Below are 14,144 nucleotides of genomic sequence, written 5' to 3' on the forward strand. Positions count from 1 at the left end.
CTCACTCCCTTATTTCCTAAATAGGTATTCACTTAATTTTTGTTTTTTTCCTTCTTTATTCCATTGTTGATATTCTTTGATCACCTTATGGATGTTGCCTTCATAGTAGTTTTCAACTAAATCAACTATTGCTAAAAAGCTTTTCCAGTAATGAAACATGACATATGCATTATCATTACTTTTATAAATTTCATATGTGAATGATTCTAAATTATTTTCATCATATTTTGATTTGTAATAATTAAATAATTCTGTTTCATACTGTACGATTTCTTTAAATTCTTTGTCATTATATAAATAATACCTTGGTAAGAAAGTAACCAATCCTTCTTCAAACCACAAGTCATCTGATGTTAAGTCAAGATCATCAAATTCTGTTAAAAAGAAGTCGCAATGGTGCGTAATTTCATGACCTAATATGCATAATATTTCTTTTTCTAAATAGTTATTAAATATGTTTTGAGTCGTTTCTGACATGTCACTTTTGATTTGACCATTTAAAAAGGTCATCCAACTTTCTTTTTCAATATTCATAAATATACCTTTTTCATTTGTAAACGCTGGTACCTTCTTCTTAAATACGTGTGTCATTACATAATCACTTGTCCATATGACGTGTTCTGGCATGTCATTTAATTCGTAATCTTTTTTCAGAATATCAATATAATTTTCAATTTTATCTATAAAATATTTTGCTGTTTTTCGAGTTTCTTCCATATCATTTAGTTCATCCATCATAAAAATAGATTTCATGTGTCTATCCCCTTACAAATATCAATAAATATAGTATTAGTAATCATATTATAACAATATTCATTATCTTTTTATTCAATTGAATTAATTTCTACTTCATACTATGATTTATATTAAGCGATTTACAGGAGGTTATGATGTCGTACTTGAAATCTTTTTTAGAGGATAAACAAATTTATATATATCTTTTATTTATTATGATGGGCGTAGGTTTCGGTTTATTGTTTGACCATGCTAGTCTTATTTTTGAACCTTTTATTTCTATTTTAATTGCGATTCTATTGTTTAGTATGTTTGCGCAAATTCCTTTTTTATCTTTACGTCAAAAGGTATCAAATTTTAAATTTCTTGTAGCACTTATTATTTCTAATTTTATCTTTATTCCTATTCTTGTTTTTCTAATTGTCACAGCATTTCATATTACTTCTACACCGCTTCTAATCGGCATTTACTTAGTTTTACTGACACCTTGTATTGATTATGTGATTGTTTTTACGAAGTTAGGTCATGGAAATGAAAGCTTTATGTTGATTGCTACACCTATTTTATTTATTCTACAAATCATCTTATTACCGATATATTTTCTTATATTTTTAAACCAAGATTTCTCGGATTACATAGATTTTATACCTTTTCTAAAGACTTTTGTATACCTTATTCTAGTACCTTTATTCATAGCAATTTTCATGCAGATTTTAAGTAAAAAGTCCGATGCTATGTCGAACATTTTATCTTTATCAGAATGGTTGCCTGTTCCTTTTATGGGACTCGTATTAATGACGGTTATAGGCTCTCAAATTTCAAAAATATTTAATGATTTACACGTCGTATGGATAGTTGTTCCTGTTTACATTTGTTTTATGATCATTGCGCCTTTTATTGGTTATCTTTCTGGTAAAATCTTTGCTTTACCTTCAGATTTAAAACGCACGATTGCTTTTAGTTCTAGCACAAGAAATGCGTTAGTTGTCTTGCCATTAGCTTTATCTCTACCAGACAAATGGTCAACAATTGTGACAACTGTTGTCGTCACACAAACACTTGTCGAGCTTATTGGTGAACTATTCTATATTAAATTGATACCTAAATTTAAATAAAGAAACACCTCTAAAGTTACAGTAACGCTTGCACTTTAGAGGTGTTTTTAATTATTTCAGTTTCAATACTTGTCCTATGCTTATATCATTTGAACTTAAATTATTTAATGATTTAAGTTTAGCTACACTTACGCCGCTTCTTTGAGAGATATTATACAACGTATCTCCAGAAACAACAGTATGTGTATCGCCTGTAATAGTGTCACTTGTTTCATTTAAATCATTATAATGCTTTTGAACGAGACTATAAAATTGATCCATATCATAGCCCCACTGACTAAAGTAATTGATTGGATCTGTATGGTCTGTTCCACCATAATACTGACTAATGGCATTGTGGCTGATAACTGTACCTGTTCCTTCATTATTATCGGCTAATGATGGTTTCAGTCCATTTTTGTGTAACATTTTCGCAGTTAAATATGCTTGATTATTGACCGATTTCGCAAACTGGTCAAATGTACTAGATTGAGCCAATTCTATTTGATAGAAATATGGATTAGCTTTTGCGCCTGCACCCCAAGCTAAATAATCACTAGATGCTGTTTGAACAATTTTACTACTACTTGCATAAGCATGAACAAACGCACTTTCATAATTGTTATACATGTAATTGATTTCTTCATCTATTGTGCTATCAGGATTAGCTGTTTCATGAATAATCACACCGATAAACTTATCTGATTTATAGTCATATTTCGGCAAACTATCCATTCTAGAATCTTGTGTAATTGTGGACGGCTTAATATTATTTTTAGCAATATAATTATTAACATCTTGATAAGCTTCATTTGTATGTTGATTGGATTCTATTTCTGTAGAATTTTCTTCTGCATCTTTATTATGTAATTTGAGATCTTCATCCGTTAACAAGCCTGTTAATTCTTTCGGGTTCATCTTTTGTGCTTGTTCAAAACTAATCGATTTGCTTGTGTTCGCTGTTTGTTCACTTTGATGTTCTTCTGCATTGATATATCCAACAGATTGAGCAAATAATACACTTGTCGTCAAAATTATTGCTGTTCCAAACTTGTACTTCATAATAATCCCCCTTATATTTTATTTTTATATTGTATTACAAACTATAATTAATTAATATACTTGAAGAATATTTCGTTATATTAAATATTTATTACAAGTAAAAAAAGAACGAGATAATTTGATTATCTCGTTCCCTCTATTCTATAGCGTTTAGAGCTTTCTTTGGTATTTCACTTTTATCAACTTCTTCAAATGATTCCACATGTGTCCCTTTATGCTTAATTTTTAAATAGTGATTTGTTTTAAGCTCATCTGATGATATAAATTCCACCTTCGTACGTTTACCATCTTCATCTACAATATCTTGCTTATATCTTCTAATATTATGTTCTTCAACAGCATCAGGTAGCTTTGTCTTTACATAAGCGTATTTCTCTTTCATAAATGGATTTAATTGATCTGATACACCTTTAATCTCACTTGAGCCAGATGTACTAAATATAACGATTAATAAACAACAACATAAAATGACAAATATAATTAGAAAAACAATACCTTTTAATAAACCTTTCAATGTTATCTCTCCTTTCAAGTAAAATGATAGCATCATCTCACTTGAAATAGTCCTAACATTGTTGTCACAACAGGCTTCTAAGCTTACAATTTTGTAAGATTAAGTCTCTCTTATTAAAACACACCTAATATATTCTGACATAATGAGCACCTCTCTTTTTTATATTTTATAATTAGTAAATTTAGATTCTAAAAAATGTATTTATCAATTTTAATCTTTCAATCCAACTTTCTTTAGGCGAACATACTTATTATTTACATATTTATAAATATAAACCTCATTCACTTGAAATGGTTTAAATATATCTTTCTGATTCAATTCTTTTTCCATGTTCAACAAATTATTTATATTATTTCCAGTACTAATGTCATCTCCATAACTTTGTTTACCAACAGTTAAATGTGGTACATATAAATCCCCTTCAAAATACTTTTGTTGCATTTCCTTTGTAACATTTAATAATCCCACTATTTGTTGATGTAAGTCATGAATTTCTAATGAATCAAATGACACGTATAATACTTCTTTACCAAAATAATCTGTTTGTTTTGGTGTTACAGTAAATTTAGAAGTATGATTAATCAAATTAGTAATATCTTCTATCCAATTTTCATCTATTGTTAAATTACTTTGAGCTTTTAAAGTAATATGTGGTTCTACACCTATTCTATCCATATATTGATGTTGTAAGTTAAGTACCGTACTATACATAGGTTCAAGTGGTACAATTCCAATAAAATATTTACTCATCATATCCCTCTTTTGTTAGTAAATTAATGTATCTATTAATACTAGCTTAAATCAGAGCAATTGTTCAAATTCATTTCTCGTAACATATTCTGACATAATGAGCACCTCTCTTTTTTATATTTTATAATTAGTGAATATAATTGTCAAAAACTGTAAAACTGAAATAAGTATAATTTTTCCAATTCACATGATAAAATAATTTTAATTATTTTATACAGAACTGAGGGATAACATGGGTAAAAATCGCGAATTACGTATTAGACCTATTAAATTAGAAGATTTAAATAGTATATGGCAGATGGCTTTTAAAGATTCAAATCCTGAATGGAAGTTATGGGATGCGCCTTATTTTCCTCACCATGCTATGTCGTATGATGATTTTTTACTTCAAAAAGATGATTGGATCAATGTTCCGAATAGATGGGCTGTGATATACAACAACGAAGTTATTGGTACAGTCTCTTATTATTGGGAACATGAACCTTCTAAATGGCTAGAGATGGGTATTTCAATCTATCAGTGTGATAATTGGGGTAAAGGCATTGGCACTAATGTCATGCGTATGTGGATTGATCATTTATTCAATACTTTAGATATTGTTCGCGTTGGTTATACAACTTGGTCAGGAAATAAAGGGATGATCAAAATTGGAGAACGTCTTGGTATGACGATGGAAGCTAGAATTAGAAAAGTAAGATATTATAACGGGACTTATTACGACTCTATTAGAATGGGGCTTTTACGAGAAGAATGGCAAGATTTAAAGTCTTAATCTAATACGTCATAATCATCATATGATAATATATTGTGCTTTTACACAAGTTTATACTTTACAAAATAGAACGTATGTTCGTATAATAAAAGTACAATATGACTAGGGTGATTTTTATGTATGACTACAGTTATTGTCTAAATCGGGATATTTTATGTGTGGATTTAAAGAGTTTCTTTGCGTCTGTTTCATGTATTGAAAAAGGTTTGAACCCGCTAACGACTAAGCTAGCTGTTGTGGCTGATACGAAGCGTAAAGGTTCTGTTGTCCTGGCAGCTACACCACCTTTAAAAGCAATTGGCATTAAAACAGGTTCTCGTTTATATGAAATACCTCAACGTAAAGATATCTATGTTATTAATCCATCTATGAAGAAATATATGCAATTATCAACACAGATTAGCAAAATTGCTTTGGATTATGTTGCTCCTGAAGATTTTCATCAATACAGTATAGATGAATTCTTTATGGATGTATCAGAGTCTTATCATTTATTTGCGCATTCTCCCTTTTCATTAGCGATGCAACTTCAAGAGCGTATATTTAATTATACTCAAATTCGTAGCACGATTGGCATTGGATCTAATTTATTACTCGCTAAACTTTCAATGGATATTGATGCTAAGCATACAAGTCTTGGGATATCGGAATGGCGCTATGAAGATGTGCCGTCTAAAGTTTGGTCCATTCAACCTTTACGAGACATGTGGGGAATCAATCGACGTACAGAAGCTAAGCTTAATAAGAAAGGGATATTTACAATTGGTCACTTAGCTAACTATCCTGTGGAATATTTGAAGCGGGACTTTGGCGTTATTGGTGTTGACCTTCATTTGCATGCTAATGGTATTGATGAAAGTGTCATTAGAAATCCTCATCGTATATATGATAAATCTCTAGGTAAGTCGCAAATACTTATGCGTGATTACAGTATGAATGAACTTAAGACTGTATTAAATGAACAAGTAGATGAAGTTTATTTCCGTTCTAGAAAGCTCAATTTATACCCTACACGTATTAGCGTGAGTGTCGGTTATGCAGACGTTGGAGGCGTGCGGAAGCAATTTACAAATAAAACGGGATTCATGAATACTTATGTTATCACACAATTATTATGGGATTATTTATCTCAACGATTAGAACCGGACAGACTTTATAGAACGATTGCTATATCATTTGGTAAATTTATTCCGAACCAAATTAAGCAACTATCTTTATTCGATGATCCATATCAAATTAAGACAGAGACACTCGAAAATCATTTAGATTTTATACGTATGAAATATGGCAAAGATGTTGTGATGCGTGGTTCAAGCCTATTAAATAGTGGTACATTATTAGAAAGAAAAGACTTAATCGCAGGTCATAAAGCTTAATATTTATGGAGTGTATAGTATGAAAGAACTTAATATAAACTGGGAATCAGATTTTATTGAATACCAAACTTTATTATATAGTGGTGTCGATCCAGAATGGTTCTATGCCTGTATTAGAAATGATGTTTTAGTACCAGCATATACAGGACAAGGCAAACAATATTTTTGGACTAAAGATATCCTGAAAGCTCATAAAATAATACCAATATTTTAAAAAACCAACTATTTACTACAATTATTGTTTAATTTTACCAATTATTTTCTTTATAAGTGTTTAACGAATCTTCACATTGGATATATATAAAGAAGTGTAAAAATAGGAGGTAATTATATATGGGCTTTATATTAATGTTAATCGTCGGCGGTTTAATCGGCTGGCTAGCAGGTGTTATTTTAGGTAAAGATATTCCAGGCGGTATTATTGGTAATATTATCGCAGGTATTATCGGTTCAGCAATTGGTGGTAAATTATTAGGAGATATGGGACCAGTCATAGGTGGAATTGCAATTATTCCAGCATTAATCGGTTCAATCATCTTAATCTTAGTACTTTCATTCATTTTAAAAGCAATTAAAAAATAGAAAGTACAATAAATATAAAGAAGCATATCACTTAATTGATTTTGTGATATGCTTCTTTTTTGATACAGATATATTTACAAATAAAAGCACCACACAAATTTGTGCGGTGCTTATGTCATATACGAATAAATATTTTCAAAACCACTCTAGGTAAATAGCTTTGTAATAATAAAATACCCGACGTATATAAACTCTAAACATTATTTTAATAATAATCTAAAGAAATTCATGATTCTTTAACGTTTATTAGAACCTTTACTAAAAAGATTTCTTATAAGTCTCATAATTAATACTGTACCAACATATCTTAAAATACGTTTTACTATGTTTCCCATCCTTATCAGCTCCTCTTACAATATATCATTTACTATTACTACTTCACTACTTTACCCAATTAAGTCTTTCATTACACATATAAAAAATTTCTTAGTCCCGTTCCTGCAAGGATGACTAGAGTTGAAAAAGCTTAGTACAAGCGCATTTCAATTCAGTTATCTACTGTCAAGATACTACAAGAGACTGAGACATTATATTATGTCCCAGTCTTTTTATAAGGAAAAATCAATATTAGCGTGAGCTTCTATGTTGCTTGTTTGATCAGTCTTGCAATATACAAGGCGACTATTTATCTTGTTTGGCTAGTCTTGATAAATACAACGCTCCTATTTATCTTGTTTGGCTAGTCTTGATAAATACAGGGCGACTATTTATCTTGTTTGGCTAGTCTTGATAAATACAACGCTCCTATTTATCTTGTTTGGCTAGTCTTGATAAATACAGAGCTTCTATTTATCTTGTTTGGCCAGTCTTGATAAATACGAAGCTCCTATTTATCTTGTTTCACCAGTCTTGATAAATACAAGGCCGCTATTTATCTTGTTTGGGTAGTCTTGCAACATAGGAGGAGTCTATGTTGCTTGTTTGATCAATCTAGCAATATTCAGACCTCCAACATTGCTAGTCACCCTTCACTAGCAATATTCAGTCCTCCAACATTGCTAGTCACGTCTCACTTGCAATATTCACACCTCCAACATTGCTTGTCGCGCCTCACTTGCAATATTCAGCCCTCCAACATTGCTTGTCACACCTCACTTGCAATGTTGACCCTCATATTTCTATAAATATGAAAAAGAGTCTGGAACATTTCTGTACCAGACTCTTTAATATAAATTATGATTTTGTACTTTCGTTATGCCACCATAATGAATCTTTCGGATTTTCTACAGCATGAACAAATTCTTTTTTCGATGCTACAGTTGGATAAGAACCTTTTAATGATTTTTTAGAAGTATCTTCAAATAATGTTAAGACAACAATCAGACCAATAATACTCACACCTAATAAATAGAATGCAGGTGCTAAATTATTACCTGTCACGTGTACTAACCATGAAGCTACTAATGGTGTTGTACCACCAAATAACGAAACTGAAATATTAAATGTCCATGATAATGTTCTGTAACGAATATCTGTATGGAACAATGTTGGTAATGACCCTGGCATTGTACCTTCGTAAACTGATAATACGATACCTAGCAATAGTAATCCAAGGAATAAGAATCCTAGTCCACCAATGTTTAAGAATTGGAATGAAACAACAGATACTAATATACCTAAGATTAGACCGAAAGAAATCACTTTCTTATTACCTATTTTGTCACCAAGTCTACCAAATGTAAGTGCGAACGGTACCATAATCAGTAATACAACCGCTGTTATCGGTGTACTAATACGATCACTAATACCAACCGTTTCATCTAGGTATGATGGCATGTAACCTAATAATACATAGTTTGTAATGTTGAAGAAGGCTACAAACACAATACATAATAAGATATCTTTTTTATATTGTTTTATAATTTCAATAACGCTTAGTTGATCTTTTTGATCAGCGATATCATTTTCAAAAATTGGTGTTTCTTCTAAATGCGTTCTCAAATAAAGACCAATCAATCCAATTGGTGCACTTAAGAAGAATGGAATTCTCCAACCCCAAGAATTCATTTGAGCATCTGATAATGTCCAGAATAATACTGTAACAAGGATAGATGCCACAATGTAACCAGATAAAGTACCGATTTCTAAACCACTACCTAATCTAATTCTTTTATTATCCGGTGAAGACTCTGCGATATAAACCATCGCACCAGCATATTCCCCACCTACTGAGAAACCTTGTAAAATACGAGCTAGCAATAATAAAATTGGTGCCCAAACTCCGATTTGATCATATGTAGGTAATAGTCCAATAATCAAAGTAGAAATTGCCATCATTATAATTGTAAATGTTAAGACAACTTTTCTACCTAGCTTGTCACCTATTTTACCAAAGACGATTCCGCCCACTGGTCTAAGTAAGAATGCTATCGCAAATGTTGCAAAAGTGAAAATTAATTTTAATTCATCATTTTGAACTGGACTGAAGAAATTCTTACTAATGATAACTGCAAGGTAAGAATATAGTGCAAAGTCAAACCATTCCATTGCATTACCAATACCAGTAGCAAACACACTTTTCTTTGCCATACCGATATCTACGACGTTGATTTTCTTTTTATTAAACTTCAAACGTATACAGCTCCTTTTCATGTTTAAAGAGTATACGCTCACTTTTTTATAGTGTCAACTTAATATTTAAATATAATAATATACACTTTTCATCTAATGGTATACAAATAAAAAATGTCCACGCTTACATATTAGTAAGCACGGACATTATAAATTTAAACGATATTCACTTAAGTAAATAGTATATATGAAAAATAAATGACGATTGAAACTGTGACTGAACTTAATAATGTAGAGAATAATACAATTTGAGCATGTAGTTCTGGTTCCACATCATATTCAAAAGCAATTGTTGATGTATTTCTTGAAGTTGGAAATGCACTAGCTATAAATAACGATTGTGCAATAACACCATCAATATGGAATATATAAATTAAACTAAGTGCAATAAGTGGTCCAATTATCAACCTACCAATCAACGATCCCATAATCGCTCTATGCAATAATTTCAATTTAATATGCGCTAATTGAGCACCCAATAAAATTAAAGCAATTGGCGCAAAACTATCTGAAATTTGATGGATAGGAATAAGAAACACTTGAGATAATTTAATATGCCCTACTTGAAATATAATCCCTAAAATCAGTGCGTGAAAAACAGGTAGCTTCAAAAAAGAAATGACAATATCTTTTAAACTTTTAGTAGTGGAAAGTAAATTATACATACCATAAGAATACGTAAGTAGATTTTGGAAAATAAGCACGAAGATTTGTACCGCAACACCAATAGGATTTTGACTAAAGATTAACTGACTGACCGGCAAACCATAGTTCCCAGAATTCATTAAAGAGATACTATTCTTTAAAGCAGCACTCTCACCTTTTTGAAGATTCAATACTTTAGCAAATAAATTACCAATTAAAATCATCACTATACTATAAGCTACAATATAGTATAGAACCTTTAACAACAAATCCATCTGAATCGTAATATCATAAATATTCGCAAAAACCGCAACAGGCATTAAACAATAAGTAATAAGTGTAGAAAAATGTTTTAAATTAAATGCAAACTTTCTTTGCAATAAAAACCCAACAAAAATTAAAATAAGAAGCGGTAATAACACTTCCGTTAAAATGAAAACAAACATAATATCCTCTTTCTCTCTATATTTCCTTTATATTCAAACTATCACAAATAAATCATAATAAATATGACTAATTTAGTATTTTGAATGATAAGTTTAAGTTATGAGTATAGAAATATAGATAACTAAAGCTTAGGTAGTTTTATTTATATCTCACCAATTTTCTTATATTGAGACAAGTGATTCACTTGATTACATTCTAATATTTCTACTTTATCGTCTGATATTTTTAACGACGATATGCTACCGTTTGTAAGTTTAATTTTTCCTGTCCCTGTTTCTCCATTTGAATAATGATATAATATGGCATTAATGAAGGCGCCATGAGATACAACTACTACATTTTGATTTGGATATTTTTCATGTATTTCAGACAATCCATTTAAAATTCTACGCTCAATGCTAGACCCATCTTCACTATTAGGATAAATTCGATCTGGGAATCGTTCGAGTCTTTCAGCTAGCGTCAAACCTTCAGCATCACCAAACGATAATTCAATAAACGCTTCTCTTTCAATCAGATCTACATTCAATTGTTCTTGAACAATTTCAGCAGTTTTTTTAGCTCTTTTTAAAGGACTCGTAATAATCACATCAATTTCTTTATCCTTTAAAGCTGCTCCACTTTCCTTTGCTTGTAATTCGCCATTATGATTCAAAGGAATATCCGTTCTACCTTGCGTTCTACCTTCCAAATTCCAATCCGTTTCACCATGTCTTAAAAAATATACATTTGTCATCATTCAAACCTCACATTAAATAATTTAAAATCTATTGTATCACTTATAACGGTACATAACACGCTAAATTTCAGTATATATACATTGAAAATTGTGAAGAAAACTTTTGAATTGAACTTAACAATATTGTATAATATTTCCATACAATACAACCATGTTAGCTTCCATCATGGACAACACCAAACCCCCTTATTTTCGGAGAATAAGGGGGTTTTTTAGTGTGGTTAGTCACCTATTATTTTTTGTTCTGTTTGCGTAACCAATTCGCAAATAAAGCAACAATACAACCACTTATAATGGTTGAAACTATAATAATTACTAATTTAAACGCTAATTAATTTACTTCACATGCAAAGTTATCTTTGTCTCTATCTAGTTTACCATTGTATGCTGGATGTGTACTAGGTACGCCATTGGGATATACTTTTCTAAGTGCTGTACAATTTGGATAATATTCTGATCCTGCATTTTGAGAAGAATTATTTGGTGTTTGTGTTGCAGAATTTCCTGCTCCGTTTGAACTTTGAGTATTATTTGATGCTGGTTGTTCAGTTGTGGATTGTTGTGTGCTTGCTTGATTATCTTCAAATGCACTTCCTAAACTCCAAATGCCTAATTTTTCTTCTTTGGCTTTTTCTTGTGCACTTTCTAATTTATCTAAGTATCTTGTACTTGGTGGATATACATATGCTACTTTAGCTAATCCTTCTCTCACTAATATTTCATTAAGCATTTTACCGTCTACATATATGTATGCTAAATAACGTTGATATTTATCTGTTTGTCCACCTACATCAAACTCTACTTCGATTTTATTTGCATTTGTTAACAATTCTTTCGTTCTATCTGATGCTTCTTGTCCAAATGGTTGCTTACCTAGTCTTGGGTGTTTCGTTTCAGGTGTATCAATTAGTAAAAACCTAAATGATTGTTGGCTGCCATTATAAATAAATTTCGCAGTATCTCCATCAACAGTACCCGCTAATTCAACTGGAATTCTGTCAGTTGTACCTGGTTTATATGATTTTTCTTGCGTATCATTTTGAGTAGTTTTCTCATTATAATTAGAATTTTTCTCGGAAGTCTCTATTTTTTCCTTTAGCTTTTTATTTGTCTCTTCTAATTCTTTTTGTTTGCTTTTTAATGCTATATTCTCTTGTTTTACGTTATCATCTTCACTATTATCAGTACTTACATTACTACAACCACTAGCAATAGTTGCTAGGAATAAAATACTTACACATAACAATATAATCTTTTTCATAACACTTACTCCTACTTAAATATTCACTTGTTAATTATACTAAATTCACAAAAATTTATCGTATGTTTTTATTATCTTGTTCGATTAAATTACCTTAAAAGATTATATTTACAACATGTATAAATAAAAATTGTTCAATGGATTCAAACCAAAAAAAATAAAAACACCTTTACGATGTTTTTAGTCAAATAATCGAAATATCATTCTAAATATCCAGCCTATAGCTCTTGGAATTGTAACAAATATTGCTCTGATAATATCTCCAATATAAAAGAACCCTTCTAAATAATCCCCAAAAGATAATTTATCAGCTTTATGTTTTTTATTTTCTTTACCCATATGACGCCTCCTATCTTAATTTATAAATGTACAGAAGCAAATTCAACTAGATAATTGATACCTTTTATAAATATATAAAATGCATAAGCCATAGTGCCTAAAATAAATAAAGCAGACATTATTTTAATTTTTTCTCCCTTTTCTCTATAAACGATATGGACGATAATAAACAATGTCATTAAAGAAAGATAAGCAAAAGCCACTGCAGTTAACATACCTACCGTATTCCGCTTCACATGAAAGTGACTCGTAATCCATGAATCATAAAATGCATCTCTAATACCAAGATGCCCTGTATAAAGATCAAAGCCTATTCCTAGTAATATCAGTAAACCTTCAACAATAAATGCCATCAACAATAAGAATGCTTTCATTTAATCACCTTTAGTATTTTAATTAATTCCATAATTAATAAATAACATTTGTTATGAATAATAGTAATATACTTATGAAATAAGGGCAACATGTCTTAACACATTGCCCATGAAAATTTCATATAACTCTTCTAAAACACCCTTTAAATTCAGTGAAAAATACCACTTAATTATAAAATAGTATAGTTATTTTAATATTTCTTTGTTATATTATTTAAAACAAATCATCAATAAGAGGTGTTGCATATATGGATAATTGGTTAAGTTTCGTAGTTATTGCATTAATGATCATTATTATTCCAGGACCAGATTTCTTCATTGTATTGAATAATACTTTAAAAGGAAATGCTAAAAATGGCATTATGGCTGGCTTAGGAATATCGAGTGCACATGTTTTTTATTCAGCTTTAGCAGCATTTGGATTAATTTTTATATTAACAACTTCGTATTATGTTTTTAGTGCTATCAAAATATTAGGTTCTGTTTATATTGCTTATTTAGGTGTTAAGACCATTTTAAATGCTAAAAAGACTTTTAACATTACAACTGAACCAACAATACAATCTAATATTAGTCTGACTTCATCGTATAAACAAGGATTTTTAAGTACAATGTTTAATCCGAAAGCAATACTATTTTATGTGAGTATATTACCTCAATTTATTACAAAACAAGACGGATCAATGACAATAATCATTCTATCCTCTTTATTTATCATCACAGTATTTGTGTGGTTCTTTATCTGTAGCTTTCTATTTAATTACATAAGACAATTATTTAATAATCACAAATTTAAATCCATCCTCGACTATGCAATAGGCACCGTCTTAATCGGTTTAGCCATCAGTATATTTAGATTGGAGAAATAATTAAAGTCCTGGCT

17 protein-coding genes are annotated in these 14,144 nt (G+C 30.3%); 6 read left to right on the forward strand and 11 right to left on the reverse strand.

The annotated features are described in order from the left end of the window. Positions 1-9: 9 nt before the first annotated feature. The gene (locus tag LQ677_RS03265; protein ID WP_191836553.1) at positions 10-753 is read right to left on the reverse strand and encodes a hypothetical protein; all 744 of its coding nucleotides are present in this window, start codon (positions 751-753) and stop codon (positions 10-12) included. Between the two features lie 137 nt (positions 754-890). Here LQ677_RS03265 and LQ677_RS03270 point away from each other — a divergent pair, with 137 nt between their 5' ends. Further along, a complete protein-coding gene (locus LQ677_RS03270) occupies positions 891-1,850 on the forward strand; it encodes an arsenic resistance protein (protein WP_191836552.1) in 960 nt (319 codons plus the stop codon). A gap of 51 nt (positions 1,851-1,901) precedes the next feature. Here the strand turns inward: LQ677_RS03270 and LQ677_RS03275 are convergent, their stop codons facing one another. The 3 genes from LQ677_RS03275 to LQ677_RS03285 form a co-directional block, all read right to left on the reverse strand. Further along, positions 1,902-2,891, reverse strand: coding sequence for a LysM peptidoglycan-binding domain-containing protein (locus LQ677_RS03275; RefSeq protein ID WP_126476623.1), 990 nt, complete (start codon positions 2,889-2,891; stop codon positions 1,902-1,904). A 136-nt stretch (positions 2,892-3,027) separates the two neighbouring features. Further along, positions 3,028-3,405: a YxeA family protein gene (locus tag LQ677_RS03280; protein WP_159315279.1), complete on the reverse strand. Its 378-nt coding sequence runs from the start codon at positions 3,403-3,405 to the stop codon at positions 3,028-3,030. 210 nt (positions 3,406-3,615) lie between these two features. Further along, on the reverse strand, positions 3,616-4,155 hold the full coding sequence (locus LQ677_RS03285; protein WP_239748098.1) for a 2'-5' RNA ligase family protein: 540 nt from the start codon (positions 4,153-4,155) through the stop codon (positions 3,616-3,618). 232 nt (positions 4,156-4,387) lie between these two features. On the opposite strand from LQ677_RS03285, the gene LQ677_RS03290 reads away from it, so the two are divergent. The 4 genes from LQ677_RS03290 to LQ677_RS03305 all read left to right on the forward strand — a co-directional run bounded on the left by LQ677_RS03290 (position 4,388) and on the right by LQ677_RS03305 (position 6,885). Continuing rightward, positions 4,388-4,927 carry a GNAT family N-acetyltransferase gene (locus LQ677_RS03290; protein ID WP_191836551.1) on the forward strand — a complete coding sequence of 180 codons (540 nt, stop codon included), beginning with the start codon at positions 4,388-4,390 and terminating at the stop codon, positions 4,925-4,927. Positions 4,928-5,043: 116 nt separating this feature from the next. Beyond that, positions 5,044-6,303, forward strand: coding sequence for a Y-family DNA polymerase (locus LQ677_RS03295; RefSeq protein ID WP_126476625.1), 1,260 nt, complete (start codon positions 5,044-5,046; stop codon positions 6,301-6,303). 19 nt (positions 6,304-6,322) lie between these two features. Next, on the forward strand, positions 6,323-6,517 hold the full coding sequence (locus LQ677_RS03300) for a hypothetical protein (RefSeq protein WP_191836550.1): 195 nt from the start codon (positions 6,323-6,325) through the stop codon (positions 6,515-6,517). Positions 6,518-6,636: 119 nt separating this feature from the next. Next, positions 6,637-6,885 carry a GlsB/YeaQ/YmgE family stress response membrane protein gene (locus tag LQ677_RS03305; RefSeq protein WP_025904335.1) on the forward strand — a complete coding sequence of 83 codons (249 nt, stop codon included), beginning with the start codon at positions 6,637-6,639 and terminating at the stop codon, positions 6,883-6,885. A 1,173-nt stretch (positions 6,886-8,058) separates the two neighbouring features. Here LQ677_RS03305 and LQ677_RS03310 read toward each other — a convergent pair. The 7 genes from LQ677_RS03310 to LQ677_RS03340 form a co-directional block, all read right to left on the reverse strand. Then, positions 8,059-9,456, reverse strand: a complete 1,398-nt coding sequence (locus LQ677_RS03310; protein WP_025904835.1) for an MFS transporter — start codon at positions 9,454-9,456, stop codon at positions 8,059-8,061. A 170-nt stretch (positions 9,457-9,626) separates the two neighbouring features. Next, on the reverse strand, positions 9,627-10,547 hold the full coding sequence (locus LQ677_RS03315; protein WP_037588786.1) for an AEC family transporter: 921 nt from the start codon (positions 10,545-10,547) through the stop codon (positions 9,627-9,629). Positions 10,548-10,690: 143 nt separating this feature from the next. Further along, a complete protein-coding gene (locus LQ677_RS03320; RefSeq protein WP_239748099.1) occupies positions 10,691-11,287 on the reverse strand; it encodes a histidine phosphatase family protein in 597 nt (198 codons plus the stop codon). A gap of 232 nt (positions 11,288-11,519) precedes the next feature. Further along, positions 11,520-11,600, reverse strand: coding sequence for a type I toxin-antitoxin system Fst family toxin (locus LQ677_RS03325; protein ID WP_126476718.1), 81 nt, complete (start codon positions 11,598-11,600; stop codon positions 11,520-11,522). A gap of 18 nt (positions 11,601-11,618) precedes the next feature. Further along, positions 11,619-12,548 carry a thermonuclease family protein gene (locus LQ677_RS03330; RefSeq protein WP_191836570.1) on the reverse strand — a complete coding sequence of 310 codons (930 nt, stop codon included), beginning with the start codon at positions 12,546-12,548 and terminating at the stop codon, positions 11,619-11,621. 180 nt (positions 12,549-12,728) lie between these two features. Then, complete coding sequence (locus tag LQ677_RS03335; protein WP_159315288.1) at positions 12,729-12,887, reverse strand: hypothetical protein; 159 nt, start codon at positions 12,885-12,887, stop codon at positions 12,729-12,731. A gap of 20 nt (positions 12,888-12,907) precedes the next feature. After that, complete coding sequence (locus tag LQ677_RS03340; protein ID WP_191836307.1) at positions 12,908-13,261, reverse strand: hypothetical protein; 354 nt, start codon at positions 13,259-13,261, stop codon at positions 12,908-12,910. 248 nt (positions 13,262-13,509) lie between these two features. Between LQ677_RS03340 and LQ677_RS03345 the strand changes: the two genes are divergently transcribed. After that, positions 13,510-14,130 carry a LysE family translocator gene (locus LQ677_RS03345; protein ID WP_037588780.1) on the forward strand — a complete coding sequence of 207 codons (621 nt, stop codon included), beginning with the start codon at positions 13,510-13,512 and terminating at the stop codon, positions 14,128-14,130. Positions 14,131-14,144: the final 14 nt, after the last annotated feature.

The organism is Mammaliicoccus sp. Q-M61 (assembly GCF_022386055.1).
In the GTDB taxonomy this organism is placed as follows: Bacteria; Bacillota; Bacilli; order Staphylococcales; family Staphylococcaceae; genus Mammaliicoccus; species Mammaliicoccus sciuri_A.

What these genes read in the sequence shown, in the direction of transcription:
- LQ677_RS03320 (WP_239748099.1), bottom strand. Translation starts at nt 11,287, where the DNA reads ATGATGACAAATGTATATTTTTTAAGACATGGTGAAACGGATTGGAAT.
- LQ677_RS03300 (WP_191836550.1), top strand. Translation starts at nt 6,323, where the DNA reads ATGAAAGAACTTAATATAAACTGGGAATCAGATTTTATTGAATACCAA.
- LQ677_RS03270 (WP_191836552.1), top strand. Translation starts at nt 891, where the DNA reads ATGTCGTACTTGAAATCTTTTTTAGAGGATAAACAAATTTATATATAT.
- LQ677_RS03285 (WP_239748098.1), bottom strand. Translation starts at nt 4,155, where the DNA reads ATGAGTAAATATTTTATTGGAATTGTACCACTTGAACCTATGTATAGT.
- LQ677_RS03305 (WP_025904335.1), top strand. Translation starts at nt 6,637, where the DNA reads ATGGGCTTTATATTAATGTTAATCGTCGGCGGTTTAATCGGCTGGCTA.
- LQ677_RS03330 (WP_191836570.1), bottom strand. Translation starts at nt 12,548, where the DNA reads ATGAAAAAGATTATATTGTTATGTGTAAGTATTTTATTCCTAGCAACT.
- LQ677_RS03290 (WP_191836551.1), top strand. Translation starts at nt 4,388, where the DNA reads ATGGGTAAAAATCGCGAATTACGTATTAGACCTATTAAATTAGAAGAT.
- LQ677_RS03295 (WP_126476625.1), top strand. Translation starts at nt 5,044, where the DNA reads ATGTATGACTACAGTTATTGTCTAAATCGGGATATTTTATGTGTGGAT.
- LQ677_RS03335 (WP_159315288.1), bottom strand. Translation starts at nt 12,887, where the DNA reads ATGGGTAAAGAAAATAAAAAACATAAAGCTGATAAATTATCTTTTGGG.
- LQ677_RS03275 (WP_126476623.1), bottom strand. Translation starts at nt 2,891, where the DNA reads ATGAAGTACAAGTTTGGAACAGCAATAATTTTGACGACAAGTGTATTA.
- LQ677_RS03265 (WP_191836553.1), bottom strand. Translation starts at nt 753, where the DNA reads ATGAAATCTATTTTTATGATGGATGAACTAAATGATATGGAAGAAACT.
- LQ677_RS03340 (WP_191836307.1), bottom strand. Translation starts at nt 13,261, where the DNA reads ATGAAAGCATTCTTATTGTTGATGGCATTTATTGTTGAAGGTTTACTG.
- LQ677_RS03345 (WP_037588780.1), top strand. Translation starts at nt 13,510, where the DNA reads ATGGATAATTGGTTAAGTTTCGTAGTTATTGCATTAATGATCATTATT.
- LQ677_RS03315 (WP_037588786.1), bottom strand. Translation starts at nt 10,547, where the DNA reads ATGTTTGTTTTCATTTTAACGGAAGTGTTATTACCGCTTCTTATTTTA.